General features: G+C 42.6%; 23 protein-coding genes. 6 read left to right on the top strand and 17 right to left on the bottom strand.

Annotation, left to right across the window (positions count from 1 at the left end; translation table 11 throughout):
* Window positions 1-28: 28 nt before the first annotated feature.
* From OU792_RS04085 to OU792_RS04075, 3 genes are read right to left on the bottom strand one after another with little or no spacing between them, the layout of a single operon-like run.
* Window positions 29-2,488, bottom strand: a complete 2,460-nt coding sequence (locus OU792_RS04085) for a bifunctional UDP-N-acetylmuramoyl-tripeptide:D-alanyl-D-alanine ligase/alanine racemase (RefSeq protein WP_274669545.1) — start codon at window positions 2,486-2,488, stop codon at window positions 29-31.
* Window positions 2,481-3,554, bottom strand: coding sequence for a lysylphosphatidylglycerol synthase transmembrane domain-containing protein (locus OU792_RS04080; RefSeq protein WP_274669544.1), 1,074 nt, complete (start codon window positions 3,552-3,554; stop codon window positions 2,481-2,483). Before OU792_RS04080 ends, OU792_RS04085 begins: the two co-directional genes overlap by 8 nt.
* A gap of 2 nt (window positions 3,555-3,556) precedes the next feature.
* On the bottom strand, window positions 3,557-4,306 hold the full coding sequence (locus OU792_RS04075) for a segregation and condensation protein A (protein WP_100628940.1): 750 nt from the start codon (window positions 4,304-4,306) through the stop codon (window positions 3,557-3,559).
* Between the two features lie 178 nt (window positions 4,307-4,484).
* Here OU792_RS04075 and dxs point away from each other — a divergent pair, with 178 nt between their 5' ends.
* The gene (dxs, locus tag OU792_RS04070; protein ID WP_274669543.1) at window positions 4,485-6,401 is read left to right on the top strand and encodes a 1-deoxy-D-xylulose-5-phosphate synthase; all 1,917 of its coding nucleotides are present in this window, start codon (window positions 4,485-4,487) and stop codon (window positions 6,399-6,401) included.
* A 4-nt stretch (window positions 6,402-6,405) separates the two neighbouring features.
* A complete protein-coding gene (locus tag OU792_RS04065) occupies window positions 6,406-7,173 on the top strand; it encodes an alpha/beta fold hydrolase (protein WP_274669542.1) in 768 nt (255 codons plus the stop codon).
* On the opposite strand, the gene prmC is transcribed toward OU792_RS04065, so the two are convergent.
* Window positions 7,174-8,010 (bottom strand): peptide chain release factor N(5)-glutamine methyltransferase, encoded by an 837-nt coding sequence (gene prmC / locus OU792_RS04060; protein ID WP_274669541.1) that lies wholly within the window; start codon window positions 8,008-8,010, stop codon window positions 7,174-7,176.
* Window positions 8,011-8,062: 52 nt separating this feature from the next.
* On the opposite strand from prmC, the gene OU792_RS04055 reads away from it, so the two are divergent.
* The 4 genes from OU792_RS04055 to OU792_RS04040 are packed head-to-tail and all read left to right on the top strand — an operon-like array spanning window position 8,063 to window position 10,710.
* Window positions 8,063-8,869 carry a hypothetical protein gene (locus OU792_RS04055; protein WP_134199183.1) on the top strand — a complete coding sequence of 269 codons (807 nt, stop codon included), beginning with the start codon at window positions 8,063-8,065 and terminating at the stop codon, window positions 8,867-8,869.
* A gap of 57 nt (window positions 8,870-8,926) precedes the next feature.
* Window positions 8,927-10,114 (top strand): RsmB/NOP family class I SAM-dependent RNA methyltransferase, encoded by a 1,188-nt coding sequence (locus OU792_RS04050; RefSeq protein WP_274669540.1) that lies wholly within the window; start codon window positions 8,927-8,929, stop codon window positions 10,112-10,114.
* A gap of 52 nt (window positions 10,115-10,166) precedes the next feature.
* Window positions 10,167-10,418, top strand: a complete 252-nt coding sequence (locus OU792_RS04045) for a type II toxin-antitoxin system ParD family antitoxin (protein WP_026946779.1) — start codon at window positions 10,167-10,169, stop codon at window positions 10,416-10,418.
* The gene (locus tag OU792_RS04040; protein ID WP_274669539.1) at window positions 10,411-10,710 is read left to right on the top strand and encodes a type II toxin-antitoxin system RelE/ParE family toxin; all 300 of its coding nucleotides are present in this window, start codon (window positions 10,411-10,413) and stop codon (window positions 10,708-10,710) included. Before OU792_RS04045 ends, OU792_RS04040 begins: the two co-directional genes overlap by 8 nt.
* 50 nt (window positions 10,711-10,760) lie before the next feature.
* On the opposite strand, the gene OU792_RS04035 is transcribed toward OU792_RS04040, so the two are convergent.
* The 13 genes from OU792_RS04035 to OU792_RS03975 all read right to left on the bottom strand — a co-directional run.
* Window positions 10,761-11,594, bottom strand: coding sequence for a universal stress protein (locus OU792_RS04035; protein ID WP_035483794.1), 834 nt, complete (start codon window positions 11,592-11,594; stop codon window positions 10,761-10,763).
* 184 nt (window positions 11,595-11,778) lie between these two features.
* Window positions 11,779-12,414: a hypothetical protein gene (locus OU792_RS04030; RefSeq protein WP_274669538.1), complete on the bottom strand. Its 636-nt coding sequence runs from the start codon at window positions 12,412-12,414 to the stop codon at window positions 11,779-11,781.
* Between the two features lie 101 nt (window positions 12,415-12,515).
* Window positions 12,516-13,061 carry a DUF4136 domain-containing protein gene (locus tag OU792_RS04025; protein WP_274669537.1) on the bottom strand — a complete coding sequence of 182 codons (546 nt, stop codon included), beginning with the start codon at window positions 13,059-13,061 and terminating at the stop codon, window positions 12,516-12,518.
* An 82-nt stretch (window positions 13,062-13,143) separates the two neighbouring features.
* Window positions 13,144-13,737, bottom strand: coding sequence for an outer membrane beta-barrel protein (locus OU792_RS04020; protein WP_274669536.1), 594 nt, complete (start codon window positions 13,735-13,737; stop codon window positions 13,144-13,146).
* A gap of 2 nt (window positions 13,738-13,739) precedes the next feature.
* Window positions 13,740-14,387, bottom strand: a complete 648-nt coding sequence (locus tag OU792_RS04015; RefSeq protein WP_134199194.1) for a DUF4136 domain-containing protein — start codon at window positions 14,385-14,387, stop codon at window positions 13,740-13,742.
* A 19-nt stretch (window positions 14,388-14,406) separates the two neighbouring features.
* Window positions 14,407-14,874, bottom strand: a complete 468-nt coding sequence (locus OU792_RS04010; protein ID WP_274669535.1) for a hypothetical protein — start codon at window positions 14,872-14,874, stop codon at window positions 14,407-14,409.
* Between the two features lie 125 nt (window positions 14,875-14,999).
* Window positions 15,000-16,211, bottom strand: coding sequence for a BamA/TamA family outer membrane protein (locus OU792_RS04005; protein ID WP_274669534.1), 1,212 nt, complete (start codon window positions 16,209-16,211; stop codon window positions 15,000-15,002).
* A gap of 120 nt (window positions 16,212-16,331) precedes the next feature.
* Window positions 16,332-16,988, bottom strand: a complete 657-nt coding sequence (locus tag OU792_RS04000; RefSeq protein WP_026946786.1) for an outer membrane beta-barrel protein — start codon at window positions 16,986-16,988, stop codon at window positions 16,332-16,334.
* A gap of 36 nt (window positions 16,989-17,024) precedes the next feature.
* On the bottom strand, window positions 17,025-17,579 hold the full coding sequence (locus OU792_RS03995) for a hypothetical protein (protein WP_274669533.1): 555 nt from the start codon (window positions 17,577-17,579) through the stop codon (window positions 17,025-17,027).
* A gap of 1 nt (window position 17,580) precedes the next feature.
* On the bottom strand, window positions 17,581-18,606 hold the full coding sequence (locus OU792_RS03990) for an HAD family hydrolase (RefSeq protein ID WP_274669532.1): 1,026 nt from the start codon (window positions 18,604-18,606) through the stop codon (window positions 17,581-17,583).
* Between the two features lie 54 nt (window positions 18,607-18,660).
* A complete protein-coding gene (locus tag OU792_RS03985; protein WP_274669531.1) occupies window positions 18,661-20,220 on the bottom strand; it encodes an arylsulfatase in 1,560 nt (519 codons plus the stop codon).
* Between the two features lie 140 nt (window positions 20,221-20,360).
* Window positions 20,361-22,745, bottom strand: coding sequence for an OmpA family protein (locus OU792_RS03980; protein WP_274669530.1), 2,385 nt, complete (start codon window positions 22,743-22,745; stop codon window positions 20,361-20,363).
* Between the two features lie 5 nt (window positions 22,746-22,750).
* Window positions 22,751-23,681 (bottom strand): hypothetical protein (locus OU792_RS03975; protein WP_274669529.1); only part of this gene is annotated, 931 nt, incomplete at its 5' end.

The following is a 23,681-nucleotide window of genomic DNA, read 5'->3' as shown; positions in this document are numbered from 1 at the left end:
AAAAAAAATGAATTTCAGTTTTTACTGATCAGTCCAAAAAGTACACGCGCTTGACCCGGGTACTGATGTGGGTTAGTAACTCATAAGGAATCGTTCCGATGGCCTCAGCGAGGGGTGCCAATGGAATTTCTGCACCATAAATTAATACTTCATCTCCCACTTCAGCATCGATAGCAGTCACATCGATCATGACCATATCCATGCAGACATTTCCGATTACAGGTGCTTTCTTTCCTCTAATCAAAACATATCCCTTACCGTTGCTGAAGCGTCTGTCATAGCCATCTGCATAGCCAATGGGCAAGGTTGCGATTTTACCGCCATTGGGGAGTCTTCCTTTTCGAGAGTATCCAACACTTGCCCCTGCCGGTAAATCTTTGATTTGGGAAATGGTCGTCTTCAATTGACTGATGGATTGGAGTTCGGATGAGTAATTACCGGTGACTTCCACGCCGTAGAGACCTATACCCAGACGAACCATATCAAATTGATAATCCGGAAAGGCTACGATTCCAGCCGAGTTGAGTGCATGAAACAGTGGTTTTTCGGGTAGGAAAGCAGAGATTTCTGTACTCATTTCCTCAAAATCTTTCAATTGACTAAGCGAATACTCTTTTTCGTGGGACTCATCAGCAGCAGCCAAATGGGTATAAATGGACGCGATGCTAAGTTGGGGATGTTCTTGAATGAGCTTTTTGAGTTCCTCCAAATGAGCTTTTTCAAAACCCAATCGATGCATCCCTGTATCCAGATCTAGATGAATCTTCATGGCCTGACCTCCATGCTTGGACCATTCTCCTACAAGCTGAAAGAATTCCAAACTAAACACTACTGGTTCCAATTGATATTCCTGACAAAGACTCAGGGACTCTTCAGCAGGATTGAGAACCATGATGGGTAAGTGTATGCCCTGCTGCCGCAAAGCCACTCCTTCGTCTGTAAAGGCAACTGCCAAATAATCTGCTCCCAAAATCTGAAGATGATTGGCGATCTCCGGAGCCCCGCCTCCATAGGCAAAAGCTTTGACCATGACCATTACCTTGGTTTGGGCTTTGAGGAGCTTTTTATAAAAATTGAAATTATGGGTCAGGGAATTCAGATTGATTTCCAGAGTTGTTCCATGGATTCGCTGCTGCAGCTGATTGACAATTTTTTCAAACTCAAAAATCCTCGCTCCCGTGATTAGAAGCAGATCATTTTCGAAATTGAATGACTTGAGTTCTGCTAGCAAGCTTTGGGTAGTTGGAAACCAGGAGAATGAACTGATTTGGTGATTTTCTAAGGTTCGAATCTCTTTGCCCACCCCTATGATTAAGTCCAGTTGGTGATTCTTCAAAATTTCTGAAGCCTCTTGGTAGATTTGGGCTGCTTCCCCTTGCTGCAAGAAATCGGATAAAATTAAAATTTTCCTCCGCTTCGGTCGCTGCTGCTTCATAAAATCCAGAGCAACTCTCAGTCCTCCCAAGTCATGATTGTAAGTATCATCGATCAGTAAGCAATCCCGTATGCCCGCCTTTAGAGTCAGGCGCATGTCTACCGGTTTGAGATGACTTAGACCTTCTTGAATCTTTTGAGCTGGCAGACCCAAAGTCAAGGCTGCCACGATGCAATGGGTGATATTTTCAAGGGAAGCTGTGTCACGAAGCTGTGTCCGAAAAGTATGTGTGGACAGATCTTTTTTGATGAAAATAAGTCGGGTTTCGGTCGCCTCTTTTTTTACAATTCGAGTGAAATCCGCTCCTTCCCTATCCGACCAGGCAATCAATCGATCTTCAGGGAATTTTCTTTCAATTTCCTCCCTGACGATTTCCTGATCCTTGCAATAGATCAAAAGCTTAGAATCTTTAAAAAGCTGGAGCTTTTCTTGAATCTTGGATCTTCTGTCCGGAAAGCCTGAGTCATGTGCTGTTCCAATATTGGTGAATATACCCAAGTCAGGCCGGATCATTTCTCCAAGAGTTTGCATTTCGCCTACTTTAGAAATCCCTGCCTCCAGAATTGCCACTTGATGATAAGCTTGGATTTCCAAAATTGATAAGGGCACGCCTACCTGTGAGTTGTAGCTTTTGGGACTTTTGACCACAGAAAACCCTTGCTGTAGGAGCTGGCCAAGCCATTCTTTGACGATGGTCTTTCCATTGGATCCAGTGATTCCGACGACCGGCTTTTCAAAGTGATCCCGAAGCAAAGCACTGATTGCTTGCAATGCTTTGTGAGGATTTGCTACCTGAATAAAGTTTGCTTCTAGCCCCTGTGGATCAAATGAATCAGGGATAATAAAGGATTTTACGCCCTTTTCAATCAGCTCAGGGATAAAATCCACTCCATTTGCCTTTGCCCCTTGTAAGGCTACAAAGAGACTTTTGGATGGCTGAAATACTTGCCGGGAATCTATGAAAATGCGATTTATTTCGAGATCCTGCTGATTGGATGACAGGCTTCCCTCACAGATTTTTGCAATCTCCGGTAGCTTTAAAGGCCTAATCATGACTTTGACTTGGTGTCTTTTTCTTTTTGAAAAAAACCTGCCGAATCCATCTAGGAAGGAAAATGGCTCCTAAAATCAAATAGGGATAATAGGAAAGCAATCGCCACAGAATACTGGTCACAAAGGTGTAACCATCCAGGAACTGGGTGAAAAACTGTCCGAAGAAAAACTCGGCAGTTCCCGAACTTCCCGGAGTTGGAGAGATCATCATTACGATCCACATGATCACCTGTCTCGCAAAAACAATCACGTGATTATCGAGGCTCAGCGGTACATAGGCTGAAATCAGCGCGTTTAGCATCAAGTATCTAGAGCTCCAGATAAATATCGTAGCCAGTATAATCGGAATCCAGTAGCTCCACTTTTTACCGCTAAGTTCCTTGGATGCTTCGATGATCTGATTGCCGTATTCTTGCGCATCATGCTTCCACTTTCTCAGCCATTTTATAGAAAATATCTTGATCAGTACCCATTTGAATACGCGGGGTCTGTAGAATAAGGCTGCCGCCATGATCAAGCTATATGTGGCATACAGGCCATAGCTGATCCAAAATATTGCCTGTAGACTGTTTTCAAGCTGATTTTCGAGGATTTTGCTGTCTGGAAAGATGTTTCCTTTGGCAAAGAATAAGATAATGGGTGCTCCGATGACAAAGAATAAATTGTCCAAAATGGCAGTCACCATGACAAAGGAAATGGCTCTTCCTAGCTTGATTCCTTCCTTATTTAGGATGAAAATCGCGACAGCAGTACCGCCTACCACGGAAGGAGTCACCGCAGAGGCAAACTCCCAAAGGATGATGACATAAATCGCTCTAGTCCAAGTTAGCTCTCGCTGGGTGATTTCACGAATTCGGTAGACGTAGCCGGCATCTCTGAAAATGATTACCAGGATCGCCAAAAAGATGTAGGGTAATGAAGCGTCAAAGACTCCTTTCAAAGTCTTGGTATTGACATTGGGATCGAAATAAAACATTGCGAACACAATGCCTAAACCGATTAGGATCGGAACCCAAACCTTATTAGGGTTTAGCGTTTTGAAAATCTTCTTGTTGTCAAGCTTCATACTTAGGCTGCAGCGATTGGCTCAGTCTTTTCTACCCAAAAATTATTATATCCTTCACCAATGACAATGGTAACCTCTGAGAGCTGTAAGAGTTCCAAAATGGCCAGAAAGGTGTAAATGACAAAAATCTTATCCGGCTTGTATTCAATAAAATCTGAGAAGGGTACTTGTTTCTTGAAGCTTATTTTTTCCAATACGAAGTCTTTTTGTTGCTCGATAGTGTATGGATACTGAATGACGGTATGTTTTGTTTCCTCGCTGCGAGCGGCCATTTTGGCCATGCACTTTTGGAATACCTTCAGCAGTTTGTAGAGATCCACATGCTGCATTTCTGCATCCACATCATCAATCTTATGAAGTGATTTAAGTTCGGCTGCAATATTTCCCCGCTTTTCTTTAGCCTGACGGTCAGATTCCAGACTGGCTAAATCCTGAATGACAGACTTGTATTTTTTGTACTCCAGAAGATTTCGAATGAGTTCTTCTCTCGGGTCAATTTCCTCACCTTCTTCGTTGAGTTCGGGTCGGGGTAGTAGCATCCGAGACTTGATTTTCATCAGCGTGGCTGCAAACAAGATGAATTCGCTTGCCACCTCGATCTCCATCCGTTCGAGATGATGGAGATAATCGAGGAAATCATTGGTAATCTTGGAGATGGGAATATCGTAAATATCCAATTCGTCACGCTCGATGAAAAAGAGCATGAGGTCGAAAGGCCCTTCGAAAAGTGGTATTTTGATTTCGAAACTCAAAGGATATTTAGATTATTGGTTAATTTTGCGAACTTATAGCCAAAGATATTCAATTAAAGTAAATTAATTGAAAAGGGGAGATGGAGTAGCGGCTCGATTTTAGTTGCTATGCTAACTAAAAAACAATACCAAATCGCGCTGGTTTATCTTTCCAATACATAAAAAAAGCAAAGAATTCATGTTGATCCAACCTGGAGAACTACTCGCCCAAATCGACAGCCCTGCCGATCTTAAAAAACTTCCAAAAGACAAGCTTGTCCAAATTTGTGACGAACTCCGCGACTTTATTGTGGACAATGTTTCTGTATATGGAGGGCATTTTGGAGCTAGTCTGGGAGTGGTCGAACTCACAGTAGCACTTCATTATGTGCTTAATACACCTGAGGATCAGTTGGTTTGGGATGTGGGGCATCAGGCATACGGGCATAAAATTCTAACAGGGCGAAAAGATAAATTCCATACGAACCGAATTTATGGAGGAATTTCAGGTTTCCCCAAGAGGTCAGAAAGTGAATATGACACTTTTGGAGTAGGGCACTCAAGCACCTCTATTTCGGCGGCGCTAGGAATGGCGATGGCCTCTAAATATAAGGGCAAAAACAAGCAGCAACATGTAGCAGTCATTGGTGATGGTGCCTTGACAGGAGGTATGGCTTTCGAAGCTATGAATCATGCAGGAGTCAGCGACAGCAATATTTTGATTATCCTGAATGACAATTGCATGTCTATTGACCCAAATGTTGGGGCTCTAAAGGATTATCTTACTGATATTACCACTTCTCATACTTATAACAAGGTCAAAGACGAAGTTTGGAAAATGCTTGGTAAACTGAGCAAGTTTGGCTCGTCTGCCCAAGAAGTTATCTCCAAAGTGGAGGGAGCGATCAAATCCGCAGTCCTAAAGCAGAGCAACTTATTCGAGTCTCTCAACCTTAGATATTTTGGACCGGTAGATGGACATGATGTCAATCACTTGGTTGAAATCATGCGGGATTTGCAGGATATTCCAGGTCCGAAGATTCTGCACTGTGTGACCGTAAAGGGCAAAGGATATGCTCCGGCTGAAAATGGAAATCAAACCACTTGGCATGCTCCCGGTACTTTCGACAAAGTGACTGGTGAGATATTCAAAAAAGTGCCTTCCACTCCACAACCACCGAAATATCAAGAGGTTTTTGGACATACCATTGTAGAACTGGCAGAGCAGGATGAGCGAATCATGGGAGTGACCCCGGCTATGCCTTCCGGTTCTTCAATGAATATTATGATGAAAGCAATGCCTCACCGGGCTTTTGATGTGGGTATTGCGGAGCAGCATGCCGTGACCGTTTCGGCAGGTATGGCAACTCAAGGCCTGAAGCCTTTTTGTAATATTTACTCCAGCTTTATGCAGCGGGCCTATGATCAGGTAATCCATGATGTCTGCCTCCAAAATCTTCCTGTCGTATTTTGCTTGGATCGAGCAGGGTTTGCAGGAGCAGATGGACCGACTCACCATGGTGCATACGATTTAGCTTATTTCCGATGCATCCCAAATTTGGTTGTTTCAGCTCCTATGAATGAGGAAGAACTTCGAAATATGATGTATTCCTCGCTTAGGCATGAAGGTCCTTATTCTATCCGATACCCAAGAGGTAAAGGCGTGATGCCTGAGTGGAGAACTCCTTTCCAGCAGATTCCTCTCGGACAGGGTCGAATTGTGAAAGAAGGTGAGGATGTGGCCATTTTGAGCATTGGACATATTGGAAATTATGCAATCCAAGCAGCTGAAGAGTTGGCGAAGGAAGGGCTGAATCCGGCTCACTATGATATGCGATTTGTCAAGCCATTGGACGAGGAACTTCTGCATGAGATTTTTGGAAAATTCTCTAAAGTCGTGACCGTGGAGGATGGATGTTTGATGGGTGGATTTGGATCCGCAGTATTGGAGTGGATGATGGACCATGGCTATCAGGCTCAAATCAAGCGATTGGGTATTCCTGATGCGATTATCGAGCACGGAGAGCAGGAGCAACTTCACCAGCTTTGTGGTTTTGATGCTGCGGGCATTGCTGATGCAGTTCGTAGTCTAGCTGAGGTAGCAAAGGCACACTAAAATCATGTCTTCAGTTTATTTTTTTGAAAAAGGCTCAGGTCAGCCTGTGGTTTTGATTCATGGATTTTGTGAGATCGGAGCCATGTGGGAAGATTTTACCCAAGAATTATCGAAAGACTTTCGTGTCCTTTGTCTTGATTTACCGGGATTTGGAAAGAGTCCTTTGCCAAAGCCGCAAATCTCCTTGGAGGAAACTGCCGTGATGCTGGAGGAATGGATGGAAGAGCATTCAATCCAAGACCCAGTGATTATTGGTCACTCATTAGGAGGTTATGTAGCCTTGGCACTATTGGAATTGATGGGCAGTAAAATCAGGGGAATAGGGCTTTTTCACTCGACGGCATTTGCCGATGATGCCGGGAAAAAACAAATGCGGAATCGTACGATTCAGTTTTTGAAGAAATTTGGAGCAGAGAAATTCGTGAGTTCTTTTGTCCCCCCGCTTTTTTCGGAGAAACACCGGGAGGAATTTGCCTCTGAAATCGAACAAGCTACAGAGCAGGCCAAGCAGTCTAGCTTGGAAGGATTGATTGCTTTTACTGAAGCCATGCGGGATCGAAAAGATCGATTCGAAGTATTGAAAAACTTTCAAGGTCCCAAATTAATGATTGCCGGTACGGAAGACGGAGCTGTTAAGATTGAATCCAGTCGGAGGCAAAAAGAAGTATTCACGCATTATTTCGAACTCGAAGGTACAGGCCATATGGGAATGATTGAGGAAAAGGAAAGGACTTTAAATCTTGTAAAGGGGTTTTGCCTAGAATTTCCCTAATTATAGGTTTTTGCCTTTTACCATCCGATCTTTCCCATTCAAATCAGGAATGATTTCTACCTCTGAATAGCCCAAATCAAAAAGAAGGTTCTGGACATCTTTTCCATAATCCTCATGGATTTCGAAGTAAAGTTTGCCCTTAGGTTTTAATGCCTTTTTACCCAAAATGGCAATTCTGCGATAAAAAAGAAGCGGGTTCTCGTCAGGTACAAAAAGTGCCAGTTCTGGCTCAAAATCCAGGACATTGCGGTGCATTTTTTCCTTTCCCTTTTCAGGAATATAAGGTGGATTGCTTACCAAGATATCCAAATCTCCGATTGGAAGCTCTTCTTCCAAAATATCTAAATGAATCCAGTGCACTTTCGCTTTTAATTCCTCTGCATTTTTATGAGCAATGGCTAAAGCAGACTCAGACACATCCAATCCGTAAACTTCTGCCTCGTTCATTTCCAAAAACAGAGTAATTGGAATACAACCTGTGCCGGTTCCGATATCGAGAATTTTAAGACCTGATTGCGGATTTTCCTTGATGATCAAATGCACCAATTCCTCGGTTTCATTTCTTGGGATCAAGGTATCTCTGCTTACCTGAAATTCTCTTCCGTAGAACGGAGCTTTTCCAAGAATCTGTTGAATTGGCTCTCCCTTTTTTAGTCTTTCAAAGTCATCAAAGAGGGATTTTGGCAAATCCTTTTCCTCCAAAAAATTCATCATGTCCACTCGTCGAAGCCCTAAATGATGCTCCAAAAGCCACTCGACCAAGTTTTGAGCTTCGGGTAGCTCATAGAGTTCAAGTTCTGAGGCCCACTTTTTTACTAGACTGTTATAATTGATCATTGTAGCGAATTAGGTCTTTGCTCCGTAAAGGTAATCACTAATCAAGCTACCTATGAAAAAACTGCTTCTGCTCTTCGTTTTTGGTCTCAATCCACTTCTCTCTTTGTCTCAGGAAAGCAATAGAGGTCCCTTTATTGAAATTGATGGGAGTTATTGGGAAAGAGCCATAAAGCACCCTCAATTCTTTGCTCCTGAGAAAAATCGCTTTGGAAGTGTACGTGTATTTTTGGGGCTTCCAATCGGTCAAAACTGGGCTATTGGCTTATTAAGCTCACATCAAGCCTACTATGAGGAGCAGGCAAATGGCTATCAAAATCGTGAGATTTATGGCCCTGACCCAAATGAAAGCGGTAATTCTATCTTGCTGGGATACACACAAGACGAATTGAATGTAGGATTGCAAAATGAACTGGTGGGATGGGGACTATTTTTACAGCGAAAAATCAAGCTTGGCACTCGGACTTCGCTGAATTTCAACCTGTATGCCATGAGAGAAAGCGGGAAAAATGGCCAAATAGAAATCTTTCCTGATTATTCCTATTGGGCTTGGTGGCCTTGTCCTAATTGCCTGTCGATTGCACCTGGCCCTATCACCCGAGCAGTGGAGGAGCGCAATTGGAAATCGGGGATTGATTTGGCTTTTGCCTGGGCACTTTCCAAGAAACTTGACTTGGGAATCAGAGCAAATTTTTTAGAGTTTCGAAAGCGCACGATCTCCACGAATTCTGGAGAAATCAACACGCTTGTTTTTGACCCCTTACAAGCCCTTGCTGATGGTTATGCAGGGGACCGCTATGACTTTGGGTCGGCGGTAGGTAGGGAAGGTGTCCGAATTTCCTTGACCTTTAGGCCCTTTTAGCATTCTTTTCCTTAAGTCTGCAAAAGAAAAACTACCTTTGTGCAGAATATATTTCTGATGAAGTTACACAACAACACCATACGAGGCGTGCATGATGCCTTAGAAGCCATTTTTGAACGGGGACAATTTGCCGATAAGGTCATCGAACGAACCCTCAAGTCCAATCCAAAATGGGGAGCAAGGGACAGAGCATTTATAGCTGAAACTACCTACGAGATGGTGCGTTGGTGGCGCCTGATCAATTACCTCAGTCCTTCTTCCAATTATTGGGATCTTTTTGGGACTTATTGGTTGATGCAAGGCCATGAGCTTCCTTCTTGGGAGGAATTTTCTAAGCTAAATCCAGCCAAAATCAAGGAAAAGTATGAGCAACTGGAGGATCCGGGAATTTTGGAATCTGTGCCAGAATGGCTTTATGAATTAGGAAAAAAGGAACTGGGCGAGACCTGGGATACTGAGTTGCACAGTCTCAACCAAGAAGCAGAAGTTGTCATCCGTGTGAATACCCTAAAGACTACTCGGGAGCGGCTGAAGAATCAATTGCTGGAAGAAGGAGTCCGAACCTACCATGTGAAAGGTTATCCTGATGCTTTGATTTTGGAAGAAAGACAAAATATTTTTCGTTCTGCCGCATTCAAGGCTGGGCTATTTGAGGTGCAAGATGCATCCTCCCAACTGGTAGCTGCATCCCTTGCGGTGGAGCCTGGTATGCGGGTGATTGATGCTTGTGCAGGTGCAGGCGGAAAGACCTTGCATTTGGCAGCTTTGATGGAAAATAAGGGGAAAATCATCTCCATGGACTTGGAGGAATGGAAACTTCAGCAGACCAAACTCAGAGCGAGACGAAATGGAATTGACATCATCGAACGAAAGGTGATCGAAGGATCGAAGACTATCAAAAGGCTGAAAGATTCTGCGGATCGATTGCTTTTGGATGTCCCCTGCTCGGGTCTTGGAGTACTTCGTCGCAATCCGGATACCAAGTGGAAACTCAGTCCAGAGTCCATAGCAAAAGTGAAAGAGGCACAGCAAGAAATCTTACAATCCTATCCTAGCATGCTGAAAAAGGGTGGACAGCTAGTCTATGCCACCTGCAGTATTCTCCCTTCAGAAAATGAACAGCAAGTCAAGAAGTTTCTGGCATCAGAGGCAGGAAAAGACTTTGAATTACTGGAAGAGCAGAAGGTCTTTTCCCATCAGAGTGGATTCGATGGATTTTACATTGCGAGGATGATCAGGAAATAACTCAACATGGATTTTTTACCGATTTTTGGTAATTTTAATGAAAGGTTTTCCTATGAGTAAAAATACATCTATATCGTTAGGAGATTATTTTGACCGTTTTGTAACTACTCAATTGGAGTCAGGACGGTATAAAAATGCAAGTGAAGTCATACGGGCAGGGCTTCGTCTCTTAGAAAATCAAGAGACCCAGGCTCTGGCTTTAAAAAATGCAATTGAGGAGGGCTTAAATAGCCCAAGAGTAAATGAGTTTGATTTTGATCAGCATCTAATCAAGCTCAAGTCCCAAAAGAAGGAAAATGGATAATCTTGTTCTTCGGCAAGAAGCCATAGATGATCTTTCGGAAATATGGGAATATACTTTTTACAATTGGTCCGAAACGCAAGCGGATAAATACTATGAAATGCTAAAACTTGCCTGTCAAGAAATCGCTTCAAATAGTCAGTTAGGGAAAGATTACAGTGATATTTTACAAGGGTTGAAGGGTTATCAAATTGGGAAGCATATTATTTTTTATCACAAGTCAAACCCGTTTGAAATTGAAATTATCAGAATTTTGCATCAGCAGATGGATCTAAAAACAAGGTTAAAGGAATAATTCTTTGAAATTAACTGGAGTTTAGAAATTCCTTCCCTATTTAGAAATTTTCACTCCGCACAGATCGAAAGCATAGGAAAATTATGAACCCGTACTAGATTTTCGGTTAGACTTGGATTGAAAAACTTGCTAAAGCCTGACTTGTCGGTCTTAGCTAATGCTAAAATATCCGGTTGATTTCGCTCCGCATAGTATAAGATTCCATTCTCAGGATTTTCTGCATTGATTAGAATTTGGCGGATGGATGTGTCTCCATCGCATAGTTCTTGAAAGAGTTCATCGGATCGCTCCTGCTCATAGAAATCGTAAGGCGTATTGACAAAGATGACATCCAGTTCTGCTCCAAGCATATTGGCCAAGCTTTTTAGTTTCTGAAATACAGGTCTTTGACTTGGCTCAAGAGTGGAGAGAAAGGCAATCCGTTTGATTTCCATTCGGGCAGGCTCTTCTTTCACGATTAGCGTAGGGATTTTGATGTTCCGAAGAATCTTTTGGGCTGTCGAGCCTAAGAAGAAAGGTTTTTTAGATCCTCTTCCCTCGGAACCCATGATCACAAAGTCTGGAGAGGCTTGATTGACATGTTCGAAAACCGTCTCCGAGCCATAGCTATAGATCAGAGTAGAAAAAGCATCTAAGCCACCTTGCTCAAACTCATGTACTAAGCCTGAAAGCTTGTTTTTGGCAGAAGAGATGTCTTGCAAGGTTTGAGGATAAAACTTTTCCTTGTCTTTATCCAATCTCACCCAGTCTACGGGAGTGCTGAGAATATGCATGACTTCTACGGATGCTTTGAGTTTGGAAGCAAGCTGCTTAGCATAGTAAGCCGCATAGCCTGCGACCTCCGAGAAATCGGTCATCAACAAAACTTTAGATCCTGTCTTCATGGTTGTGATCCTTTTGGTGTAATACCAAATTACAAAAACTTACTCCAAATTGGATTGAAAAATAGGATCTCCGGAGCTGATATTTATCAGCTAGTCAGGGGTTTAATGGTAGGATTAGCTTGTGTGAATAAAAAAGACCAGTTTGATAAAAACTGGTCTTTTCTGATTTGGATGCTTTAATTAATTATTTCGCAATCAAACCATCCTTGATCAATTGATTGATGATGGTTGTGGAGAAAGATCTTGAAAAGGTCTCGATAGAGCTTGGGTTGGTGGTTTCAGACTGGGAAGACCAAACCAATTCTTCAGTCTGTGCATCATATAAATTAGCTTCCAAATAGTATTTTTTGTCAGTGGTGTAATAGCCCGGATCATACATGACGGGATTGTAATAATTATAATATCCCCAGAATCTGCCATAATAACCATATCCCATCGGAGAATACATGGTTGAGCCTGGAACGTAGCGTGTTTCATTGGTTTGGTCCAAAACTGCCACCGTAAGAATTGCATCGGTACCTAGTTCTCGGATTTTTCTTAGAACCTCCTCTTTATCAACTCCATCGGATTTGAATCCCGGAGGAAGAATATCAAAACTGCTTTCAGCATTTACTCCTTCTTCCAGTAATAGATTATCCAGATCAGTTTCGACCATTTGTCTGGCAAGTATGTTATCTGTCAGAGCCGTGACAAAAAGGTTGCTATATCCTTCAGCTGGTGTGCTTGGACCAGTCCAAGAGCCTAGGATTTTTACACTGGGAGAGCAGGAAAGCATCAAAGCCACCAAGGATAGGCTAAGGATTGATAAGTTTTTCTTCATTTCTATTTTATTTTAAGCTGTTCAATTTACTAAAAATGCCCGATTAAATTTTCCATCTTTAAATTTGATCGGAGCTCCCATGAGAATACCAGCTGGGGTAATTATTTATCGATTTTAAGGAATAATAGGTCCACTGCACTCTGAATGGTACTTGGGATATTCTTTTGCTTTTTAGGAAGTGCCCGATCTATGGTGCCTACCCAAACGGCCTCATTGTCCGATACATCTACCAAGTGCATGGTCAGTGATCCCTCTGTATAGGTGTTTACGGGTACTTCTGTCCTTGTCCAAGTATAGCTTCGTTGCCCAGTGTACATAAATGGATCAGTTGCCAAACTTGTCTCCCGCGTTTGAATTTGTTCTTGCACGCTGATACCCAAATTCACTTTTAGATCGGGGTTATTTGCATCTCGTTTCAAGCCCCTCTCTTCCATTTTTTTGGTTATGGCGTCTTGAAGGAAGGCTATGTTCTCTTCATAGTATTCTCCACGCTCCTCAGGACCTTTGAGCTCATAGAAGTCAAAAGATTTATACTCTTTCAGATTGAAGTCATCATATATCCCTTTGGGAACATTCACGTATTTTTTACCAGAGCAAGAAGCAAGTATTCCTGCGATAGCAATCAGTAAGACAAATGAATTTTTCATAGCTGTTGAGGTTGATAAGTTAATATTAATTCAAAAAGCTACTTTTCATTGAGGCTAGCTTAATCATTAGATTTTATTTGTCTTAGCGAAGAAAGACAATTCCAAAGTTGATCCCAAGGTTAGATTGTCCGGCTAGATTATTACTCTCGAAGGAGTTGTAATATTTTGCCCCGATCTTGAATCCTACCTGAGGGGATGGTTCAAAGATCAATCCCACTTCAGGACGAATAGCAAATTGCCAATGGGTATCTTGTGATGTGAAAATTCCCATGTCAATTCGTCTATCATGAGCGATTGTACCTATTCCCAATCCTGCATAAGGTTTGACTTTACCTTCTACCACAGGGAAATAAGAACCTGTCACTAAGATAGGATATGCATATTGGTAGCGGTATTGAACACCGGAAAGGGAAGCGGTACCTTCGGTATATACCTTGTTTTCTTCTCTTTTGTAAAGTGTCAGATGACCTACTTCACCGCCCACGGCTATTTCTCGTGTCACAAACCGCTGATACTCGATATTGATGCCTCTTAGGGCTGATTGGTCGATGAAGTCTGAGGTATTGCCCAAGGGAATGGTCACAGGTACCTCAATGGTGAATGCAGATGTCTGGGCCTTAGCCACGCCTAAACCCAAGAAAAGAAATAGTAAACTGCTGTAAATGATCTTTTTCATGGTTATTTGGCTAGGTAAGGTGATTGATTAAAAGCTTGATTGATGCCATTGGTGATTCTAGTGGCAATCTGATCTCTACTTCCTTCTAAAAGACCATTCATAATTCCAGACCAAACCACGGGGATTTTATCTGAAGCACTGATTCCGCTTGGCTGAGTCATCTGTAGAAAAACAGTACCGGTGCGTACTCTAGAAACTTGTGGTGGGAAGTAGCCAGGATAGTACCAGCCCCAGCCAAAGCCCCATCCCGGATAGTACCAGTTCCAATACCACCAATCATAGTAAAAAAATACCTGATCGGTTTGAAGAGCTGATGGTAATATTATCAAGTCAGGGTTTGCACTCTTATCGACTTCCCTGTAGCCCAAAGCATTCATATTGGATCGGATGGAAGCAATGATAGTTGCCGAATAAACCGGATCAATAAATTCTGGCTCGAAACCTTCTTCTCCATCAATCTCATCACCGGTTATTTTGATGACTCTGTCAGGTACTGAATAGGTGCTCTGGGAAGTAAAATTAAAATCCTCAGAGTAATTGGTGTAAACGATATCTAGCTCATCAACATACTCTGCTCCCTCTGGAATACAGGCAGTATAAATGACCGCTAGAAGTAATCCTAGAAGGATTTCTTTGTAACTTTTTCTCATATTAATCTATTAGGCGTGTTTAGTTTTCGTCAATAAAAGGCAACTCTTGTTGCATAGCATTTCGGATGGTATTGTGGATATACACATCGATTTGCAGAAATTTAGCTGCATCCTTGGCAGAAGTGGCTTTTTTGAATTTCTTGAAATAGGTTTTATGTAGCTTGCTCAGAGCAAGGTCGTTATTCAAGGTTCTTGTAGCCAAAGAATTGGCTTCATCTTCTCCGATGGAATCGAGACTTTCTAGATAATCATTGATAATAAGAAGTCTTTCCCTGGCGAGAAGCTGTCTTTCGGCTTCGTACTGTTGATAGACAGACCAAAAACTATTGGCAACGGACTCTGGTAGATCCATGTAGGCTTCCACCAATTGTTTTTTACCCATCCCAAACTCAGCTTGGATCAAGGTGATTTCATCTTCGATTGATTGTGCAAAAACTAAAACTGGACTGACAAGCAGTAAAAGAGATAGTAAAATGAGCTTTTTCATAATCTTGCATTTAAAGTAAAATCAAAAGTATCTAAATGGTCTCCCAGATTTTTTTAAATCAGTTTTATTTATGTCAATATTCAATAAAAATATACTTTAAGGATGAAAAAATTTAATTTTTTGCATTAAAATGACTCATTAATGTTTAAATAAAATCCTGAATTTCCTTCTCTCCCAAAGCCATAATCAATGGTGATCGTGGTTCGGTTTTTTTCATTGATCATTACCCGGAGACCAAGTCCATATCCAAGATTGACTTGATTCAGTAGATTTTCTTGATTGAATTCATTTCCAAATGAGTTGGCGTTTAGGAATAAGGTACCTCCAAAAGTTTCCTTGTTCTTTTGTAGCGGAAATCGGTATTCTACCTCTGAATAAAGCATGGATTCTCCCCGAAATCTTCCTTGAGCATACCCTCTTCCGGTACGGCCAAACATATCCCAAGTCAGTGCAGGAAGGTTCATGTAAGGTAGCTTTCCGCTGACCAAAAAGTTGCCATAGGCCCAAAATCCAATGAGGTGCCTTTTTCGCCTTTCACTCAGGTTAAAATAGTGCCTGTAGTCCAGCAGAAGGGTGGAAGAACTTTGATCAGATCCTAGGAACGTAGGATTGACCTTATAAGAAATCAAAGCAAAGTTTCGCTCATAAGGAGAGACTGGAATGTCGCGGTTTTCGTAAACTGCATTGAGTGTGAGACCTGATAGGGCGTATGATTCTGTATCAAAACCATTGGAAAGGTTGTATGCATTATGTGTGAAAACTTCCTCCGGAGCTGAAATTGGTTCATTAAGGAAGTTTTCGATTCTGGAGTGAATGTCCAGGTGGTAGCCAATTCCTAAATAGAAATTACTGTCCGAGATTCGCTTCAGGACTGTCTCATAAAAACGTAGCAATCGAAAATTCATCTGCTGCTCCCCCCACAAAACACCCGGTGGTTCACGGAAATATGGATCCTGACTGGGTTCGTTCGGAGAGCTGCTTCCCAGTCCAAAGGTTGGCTGAGAGGTAATAAAATAACGCCAATCCCCAACTAATATCCAGTCGTTTTCATTCAAGAAGATATTGCTTCTGACACTAAAAATCCATTGCTTCTTGGTGGTATAGAGGATGTTCCCTACCAAATTTGACAGCTTGGTCGTCTGGGGATCTCCCATGTACCAAGTGGCAGAAGGAGCCAAGCCAAACATCCAGCCATTTGCAGGATTGGATCCGATGGCTGGTAGTGGTACAAATTTGAATTGGTTGATTTTATTGGGAGTATATTGGACTGGTTCTTGCCCAAATCCCGATCTGCAGAATAAGAGAAGACAAAACCAAGCGAGGAGTGTGTATTTCATAAGGAAAGATAGAGTTTTTGAAGAAAACTCTCGCTTCGTCGGATGATCTTTGAGCGATAGCACAGGCATAAAAATAGGCCTTTACACAAAAGCAAAGGCCTTTAATCATAGGATAAGCAATTATTTCTGAGGAATTCGGAATACTAACCCCCCGTCAAATCCAAACTGATACATGCTGGAATAGGTACTTAATCCTCCTCCCACTCCGCCAGTTCCAAAATATAATCCGCCACCAATCGCCTGAGTAGCTGAAAATAAAGAAGCTTGGATTCTCAAGGCCACATTTTCAGCCAACCAGAAATTGGAACCGCCTCTGATTTGCCAAGAGAATTTTGTGGAAGAGTTCGAATTTCCATTGTCAGGATTGTCTACTCCAAAGATTCCTAAGCCAATTCCTGCGCCGGCGAAGGGCTCAACAGTTTCATTGATCGGGAAGTATCGGGTACCATTAAGCATGATCCAATTGATTGCCAAATCAAAATTGGTGGATTGAAGTTCCCCATTCAAAAAGCCTCCATCCTGATAAATGGTCGGCGCATTGGTGTCTTGTCGAAGGTATTGAAGTTCGATTGCACCTTTTTGTGGAATATGGTACTCCAATCCCGCTCCCCAGCGAAACCCATCTTGGATAGTTCCATCGAAAAAGGATGAGTTGGAGAAGTAAGAGTCCACGCGGTCTTTAAACACATAGCCGCCGTAGGTGTTAAGTCGGACTTCCTGTGCATAACTCCCGAATACAATGAATAGGAGTGCGAAAAGAGTTGTGATTTTTTTCATGATAAGTAAAGATGTCTGAGTCTCTGTTTTAATTTTTTATTCTTCCTTTTCCCAAAGCAGTTTGTTGAATGCGATGCCAAAGGTCCAAGCATTGTAGACATCCTGCTTGGTTTCGTAGGCCAGATTTAATGCAATTTCAAACTTTTCGGTGATTTCAAAGCTATATTCTGATCCAAACCGGAAAAAGGATAGATTTTCGTTCTTTTCGAATTCGTAACCCGGTCCGGCATAAAAGGACCAATGCCTTTTTGCATGATAATGAAGCACAAAAGCTCCAGAAAATGGATAGCTTCGCTCCAAAAGTACTTCCTCTTTTTCGACTTCGAAGGACTGAACCTTCATATCAGCCTGAAAAACTACCGACCATTTGGGATGGAAATAATAGTCTATATCTAGGCCCCAAGTAGGAATAATTGCGACCCTTTTATCACCTTCAAATGCATTGGGGACGTGGGAATTTGCCATCATGATCGCTCCCCGAATTTTTGGGATATGAGATTTTTCCCGCTCTGGTTCCTCAGTTTCTTGGGCTATTGAAGCAAATGAAATCAGACCACTAAGAATCAAAAAAAAGCTAACCTTAAAAGCCATATCAATCCGGATAAATGGATTTCCAATCTTCAGCCATATCCACGATAACCCAACCTAGGCCAGGACCATTGTTCAGTCCCATTTTGAGATTTCCAATGGCCGAAAGGCTATCATAAGCATATTCCCGCTCGGAATCAGTGTGGTGGATGAGGATACCTAGCCTGGGGCCAGTTGAGTTGGTGGTGTATTCCAGCATTTGATAGTCCCCGTCTGAATTGCCTACCGCAATGGTAGGGCGAATACCCAAATGCTGGTGAATGGCTACGGGTTTTCCTTCCTTGTCGTCGATGAAGTTCAATTCTGGGATTTTAATGACCTGTTTTTCACCATCTTTTTCTTCATACTTGGCTTTAAGCGAAGAGCCCACTACTTGATAGGGAGGGATATCGTAGGCTTCTTCTGCCCAAACCCGGATAAAATCAATTCCTCCTCCTGAGACGATAAAAGTTTTGTATCCATTTGCTCTTAGAAATTCCAAGAGCTCCAGCATGGGCTGGTAGATCATCTCATTGTAAGCTTTTCCGGTATCGGGATGGCGAGTGGTCTCTAGCCAGGTCTTAACTGATTGAGCAAATTCATCCTCCGACATGCCAGCGTGAGAAACCATTACCAATTCAAATATGGCTTGATGCCCTCCGGCTAAGGCCCCACTAAGGTCGTCATTCAAAACGGCCTGAATAGCTTCGCTGGAAGACCATTCGGGATGGTCAGCCGCATTTTTTTTGATGAAATCCACGGCATATAGCAGCTGATAGTACATGGGCTGCTCCCCCCATAGGGTGCCATCATTATCAAAAACGGCGACACGGTCCTTTTCCGGAACGAAGTTGGAACTCCCTTCGGAAGCTGTGCTACGGATAAAATCTTCGATTTTTGACCTGGCTTCTCCATCATTCCAAGATTCTAAATAGGTAATATCTGCAGTTTCGGTCTCAGTATTTCCACTTGTATTTTCTGAAAACTGACAGGAGTAAATGATTAAAGCGAGAAAGGAAGGCGCAATTATAGAAAAGGTATTCTTTTTCATAGTAGGATGGGAAAAAAAAGAGCTATGGTTTGGTGACCATAGCTCATTGATTAATTATTGGTTTTGGCCTTTCACCATGTCTTCGATTTGTTTTTCGACCTTGCCAAGACTCCAGTCACCAGCAGTCTGGCTTGGAGGATAGTCTTTGAAGGTAGAAAGGAAATTAAATGCATAGCCTTGGATTGAAATCAAAATGTAGGCTCGATCAATATACCAGTCATAGTAGGTATTGGATCCATAGAGCGCTTTTTCAAAAGGATCTCTTCTTAGATTTATCAGATAAGGCGCTCTTAATTCTACAAAAGGTTCGAGCCAAATCTGAAGCTGATCAGCTCTGTTTTCCAAAAACATCGCTTTCCAATCATCGTATCTAAGTGCAGCAATTGAGCCAGCATCATTTACATATACAAAGCCTTTTCTCGGTGATTCCTTCGCCTTACCAGTTAAATAGTCTAATTGGTTGACTCCGTCGATGTAGTTTTTATAGGTCCTTCCATTCAAAGTGACACCATTCATAATTTTAGATTTTATGTTAGGATCACCTGCTACTGCTGCAAATGTTGGGAGCCAGTCCTCATGTGATACAATGCCATTGTAAGTCACTCCTGCTGGGATTTTTCCAGGCCATCTTACAAATGCAGGCACTCTGAAAGCACCTTCCCAGCTGGAGTTCTTCTCTCCATGGAAGGGAGTAGTTCCAGCATCAGGCCAGGTATTGTAATGAGGGCCGTTGTCTGTTGAGTAAAAAACAATGGTATTGTCTGCTATTCCCAATTCATCCAGAAGAGCCAATAGCTCACCAACATGGCGGTCATGCTCTACCATACCGTCGCTATATTCATCTTGACCTGAGATTCCTCGGTTTTCCTCTTTTACGTGCGTACGGAAGTGCATCCGAGTTGCATTCCACCAGGTGAAAAAGGGCTTTCCATCTGCCACTTGCTTTTTGATATGCTCTTTTGCGGCAGCAAGGGTTTCTTCGTCGATAGTTTCCATTCTTTTTTTGGTGAGTGGTCCCGTATCTTCAATTCTTTGACCACCTTTACCATCTGCCCAACTATGAATTACTCCTCTGGGGCCATAGCGGTCCTCAAACTTAGTACCGTCTGCTAAAATTAATCCCGTTGGATAATCCTCATTTTCAGGCTCTTCTTCTGCATTCAAGTGATAAAGGTTCCCAAAGAACTCATCAAATCCATGATTGGTTGGTAAATGTTCATCCCGATCCCCTTGATGGTTTTTACCAAATTGGCCAGTTGCATAACCGAGGCTTTTCATGACAGTTGCAATCGTCACATCAGACTCTTGCCATCCTTCTTTTGCCCCTGGCATACCAACTTTAGTCATTCCTGTTCTTACAGGGACATTCCCTCCCAAAAAGGCTGCTCTTCCAGCTGTACAGGATTGCTGTCCATAATAATCCGTAAATCCGGCTCCTTCTTTGGCAATTCTGTCAATATTGGGAGTCATGTATCCCATCATGCCTCGATTGTTGTGGCTGATGTTCCAAGTACCGATGTCATCTCCCCAGATGACAAGAATATTTGGTTTTTCCTGAGCAATACTGACAGCTGACAGTAAAAATGCACAAACCAAAAAACTGATTTTTTTCATAACATGCTGATTTTAAAATGATATAATTTGATAAAACTGTAAGATTGAATCGGATATTCAACTTGATCCCCCTGGATCGCTGTCAATAATGAGTAAAATTTGACAAAATTGAACACAATAAGCCTCCTAGAGTTAAAGGCTTACATTTCTACAAACCGTACCTCTACTTTCCGGTCATTGTCCACTGAGCCCTTGGCAGTTCCCCGGATTATAAGTCCCCCGACATCAGAGGAGATACGGTCTTCGGATATTCCCAACTCTATGAAATAAGCCTTGACAGAGTCCACCCGCTGTCCAGATATTTTCAGGTTATAGCTGACTGTTCCTGTATTATCGGCAAAGCCGATCAGTTCCACTCCTAGCTCAGGGTTTGCATCGAGTACTTCTTTCACCTTCATTAATTTGGTCTTCTCAGACTCCGAGATAGAAGTCTGATTGATGCCAAAATAGATATCTACCTTACTTTGGTTGAGTAAAATATGAGAGGAGGAAGGAACGGTTTTTTCCACAATCACCGTATCCGGGCTTGTTTCTACAGGAATGGCTAACTGGCGCTGGAGACTATCGATTAGAATGGAGTCCGCCTGAATTTGAGCCATCAGTAAAGAGTCTCGCTGAGCTTGTGCGGCAGCCTCTTTCTTTTCGCCAGAGTTTGCAATGGCTGCCGTGGTGGCTGCTGTACCTCCTACTAACAAAGCATCCTTTAGAAGTTCATTGTTTTTTTCTTCTAGTTTTTCCTGTTTTTTCCTGTTCTTTTCAAGCTTTTTGGCAGTTTTCTCATCAACAGCTTCCGTATTGATGAGGAGTTCCTGCGGCTCTGTTTCTTGAGGTTCATAGGCCTGCGGTTCAGGTATTCTGGATGCAAAAGCCATCATCATCGCCGAGTCTCGAGTAGCCTGAGCCTGTAGCATTTCAGACCTGAATTCATCCATCTTTTCCTCAAACTCCTCTCGGGTCATCATGCCTGTAGTGTCATTCATTGCACTATTTACAGCTCTTGACTGCATAGCTTGGGCTGATTCAGTATTTGTGCTCATACTATCCAAATACACTTCTGTATCACCACTAGCACTATAAAGAATCCTGCTGACCTGCCCTGGGTAGATCAGAATCTGCTTCATCATGGCGCCGCTATCCAAGTAGTGAATTTGCTCATTTTGCAATACAGCGTTGAGGGAATCGCCTTTAAACTCCAATTGGGCGTTTTGTGTATTTAAAGCAGTCATTCGGTTTAAGGCTTGAGATCGCTCGTTTTCTAGTCCATTTACCCGGCTTTCTGTGACAGCAGCAGAGACACTGCTGTCCCGTCTTGCAAGTGATATGGTTTCCTCTATTCGAGAAATTTCCCCTTGGGTAGCCAAAAGTTCACGCTGAATTTCTTCTCGTTGTAAGGAAACTGAATCCATCATCAATTCTACCTCGGCTTGAGCGGCTGAATCCAAGGCCAGACTATCCCGCTGAAAACCCTTCTCTTCCCAAGCTGGTAATTGAATGACCGTAAAATAATTATTGGTTACTGCTGGACCGCTGGGGATGTTTCTCTGCGCCCTAATGGAATCAGCCTGCTCCATTTGTTTTTTTAGTAATTCATCTGGCACAAAAGTGAAGCGCTGACTGATAACTGGGGGCTGAAAGCTTTCCTTATTGGCTCCAAGACTGAATTTCACACCCACTCCATGATAAATATACCAATCTCCTCTTCCGTTTGGATTTCCTCGAAATGGATTATCGGCCGTAATGACGTTGGTTCCAGGTTTTGCGGCATATTCTTGGAAATCATTGTCATAGGTCACCCGATAGGCCCCCGATACATCATCCAGATAATCAGTAGCAGCTCTTTTGAAATCAGACTGGGCAAAGATTTCGATGCCTTTGGCTATTCTGATCCGAAAGCCCAAACCAAGGTTTGCATACAAAGTAGCTCGGTCATAGCCACCCGGAACTTCAGTCTCCAGTTCGCTTAGGTTGGTTTCGAAGGTTCCGTCCGGGATTACATTCGGATTACGATAATCATATCGGTTTCCATTGGCATCCAGCAAGTCACCAAATACATCAAAGGTCTGAACCCCTGCGCCAATGGTGATATAGGGTGCAAATATGGATTTTCCGGAAAGCAGCCAATTATTGTCTGGCTTGATGACAAAGGAAAGTCCCGCATCGAGAAGGTTTGTTTGGAAATTGAGAGCGCGGTCAAAGTTTTCTCCTTCTGTGAAAAGCGTCCCGTCATTTCTGACAAATCGATCTCCTGAACCAAATTGATAGCTTCCTGCCGTAAGCATCAATCCCACCGAATTGCCCAAGGCGTATTCTATAGATGCTTGGAATGAAAGATCCTGAGAATAAGTATCGTAGCGACGGTAGAGTTTTGTGAAATCACTGAAATTTCTGACCCCCAGAGGCCGGATGTCTCCAAAGTAATTGGTAGTACCGGCACTAAAACCAAAGCGCCATTTATATCCGTATTGCTGGCTATGTGCTGCAGAAAAAATCAGCAGAAAAGCGAGTATTGAAAGTGTTCTTCTCATCGTGCTCATCTTTTATTTCCAAATCCCAACCAAATCCTAAATTCTGCACTCAAGCCTACATAGGGCTGGAAGCTATTGACATTGCTACCGTCCAGCTGCTCCGTGGTCAAAAATGTACCGCCTGCATTGAGCCGGATAAAACGAAAGAAATTATAACCCAGTCCGATATAAACCGGCCTGTCCAAGGCTGGTCCAGAGATCCGCTCTCCCAGTGAGTTTTCCATATTTCCGGAGACAAAAACCCCAGTACTGATAGACATATTGCTCATGAAGCGAGCGAAAGTTCGGTTGCCAAGAGGAAATGAAAACCCTACATAAGGACTATACACAAATTCCTGCTGGGGAAGATTTTTGGATAGTGAGATTGCTCCATAGCCTATATTGATGGGGATGGAATTGGGCTTCTTTTCAGTGGAGTAATTTTGAAAAATTTTTTCATCTACTCGGGCTAGTAAATTGGTGCTGAAATACTGATCAACTTCTGAGAAAACAATAGCCTCTAATTCGTCCAAATATTGTCTTGCATAGGCCCCTCTTGCATTATCTGCTTCGCTAAGGCCAGACACATTAAACTTGGCCTTTCCCATCTTAAGCTTCTTTCGCTGCTCTAGTTTTTTGCGGGTGAGGTCAGAAAACCCCGGGAATTCCGCTCCATTAGGCAATTCAAAATAATAGGCTCCCGTTTTGACTATTTGATTCATATTGTTCAGAATCTGCTCATCCGAATCTTCAAATCTGATCCCACCTTTCTTCACAGAGGTAATCGTACTGAGGTAAGTATCCAAGTTTGTCTGTATCAATCGACGGACCTCCTGTACTTCCTCTTTACCGGCTTTTTGATAGAAGCCTACCTCCACATGGTATTCTTCATTAGCTCTCAGGGGATCTTCGATAAGGGCCTGAAAAGCCAATTCATTGTAGCCAAAAGGAGCTTTC

The organism is Algoriphagus sp. NF (assembly GCF_028823735.1).
Lineage (GTDB): Bacteria > Bacteroidota > Bacteroidia > Cytophagales > Cyclobacteriaceae > Algoriphagus > Algoriphagus marincola.
This window is presented reverse-complemented; position numbering and strand designations above follow the sequence as displayed.

Excerpts from the sequence above, each read along its gene's own strand:
- OU792_RS04085 (WP_274669545.1), bottom strand. The coding sequence starts at position 2,488 with ATGATTAGGCCTTTAAAGCTACCGGAGATTGCAAAAATCTGTGAGGGA.
- OU792_RS04080 (WP_274669544.1), bottom strand. The coding sequence starts at position 3,554 with ATGAAGCTTGACAACAAGAAGATTTTCAAAACGCTAAACCCTAATAAG.
- dxs (WP_274669543.1), top strand. The coding sequence starts at position 4,485 with ATGTTGATCCAACCTGGAGAACTACTCGCCCAAATCGACAGCCCTGCC.
- OU792_RS04065 (WP_274669542.1), top strand. The coding sequence starts at position 6,406 with ATGTCTTCAGTTTATTTTTTTGAAAAAGGCTCAGGTCAGCCTGTGGTT.
- prmC (WP_274669541.1), bottom strand. The coding sequence starts at position 8,010 with ATGATCAATTATAACAGTCTAGTAAAAAAGTGGGCCTCAGAACTTGAA.
- OU792_RS04055 (WP_134199183.1), top strand. The coding sequence starts at position 8,063 with ATGAAAAAACTGCTTCTGCTCTTCGTTTTTGGTCTCAATCCACTTCTC.
- OU792_RS04050 (WP_274669540.1), top strand. The coding sequence starts at position 8,927 with ATGAAGTTACACAACAACACCATACGAGGCGTGCATGATGCCTTAGAA.
- OU792_RS04045 (WP_026946779.1), top strand. The coding sequence starts at position 10,167 with ATGAGTAAAAATACATCTATATCGTTAGGAGATTATTTTGACCGTTTT.
- OU792_RS04040 (WP_274669539.1), top strand. The coding sequence starts at position 10,411 with ATGGATAATCTTGTTCTTCGGCAAGAAGCCATAGATGATCTTTCGGAA.
- OU792_RS04035 (WP_035483794.1), bottom strand. The coding sequence starts at position 11,594 with ATGAAGACAGGATCTAAAGTTTTGTTGATGACCGATTTCTCGGAGGTC.
- OU792_RS04030 (WP_274669538.1), bottom strand. The coding sequence starts at position 12,414 with ATGAAGAAAAACTTATCAATCCTTAGCCTATCCTTGGTGGCTTTGATG.
- OU792_RS04025 (WP_274669537.1), bottom strand. The coding sequence starts at position 13,061 with ATGAAAAATTCATTTGTCTTACTGATTGCTATCGCAGGAATACTTGCT.
- OU792_RS04020 (WP_274669536.1), bottom strand. The coding sequence starts at position 13,737 with ATGAAAAAGATCATTTACAGCAGTTTACTATTTCTTTTCTTGGGTTTA.
- OU792_RS04015 (WP_134199194.1), bottom strand. The coding sequence starts at position 14,387 with ATGAGAAAAAGTTACAAAGAAATCCTTCTAGGATTACTTCTAGCGGTC.
- OU792_RS04010 (WP_274669535.1), bottom strand. The coding sequence starts at position 14,874 with ATGAAAAAGCTCATTTTACTATCTCTTTTACTGCTTGTCAGTCCAGTT.
- OU792_RS04005 (WP_274669534.1), bottom strand. The coding sequence starts at position 16,211 with ATGAAATACACACTCCTCGCTTGGTTTTGTCTTCTCTTATTCTGCAGA.
- OU792_RS04000 (WP_026946786.1), bottom strand. The coding sequence starts at position 16,988 with ATGAAAAAAATCACAACTCTTTTCGCACTCCTATTCATTGTATTCGGG.
- OU792_RS03995 (WP_274669533.1), bottom strand. The coding sequence starts at position 17,579 with ATGGCTTTTAAGGTTAGCTTTTTTTTGATTCTTAGTGGTCTGATTTCA.
- OU792_RS03990 (WP_274669532.1), bottom strand. The coding sequence starts at position 18,606 with ATGAAAAAGAATACCTTTTCTATAATTGCGCCTTCCTTTCTCGCTTTA.
- OU792_RS03985 (WP_274669531.1), bottom strand. The coding sequence starts at position 20,220 with ATGAAAAAAATCAGTTTTTTGGTTTGTGCATTTTTACTGTCAGCTGTC.
- OU792_RS03980 (WP_274669530.1), bottom strand. The coding sequence starts at position 22,745 with ATGAGAAGAACACTTTCAATACTCGCTTTTCTGCTGATTTTTTCTGCA.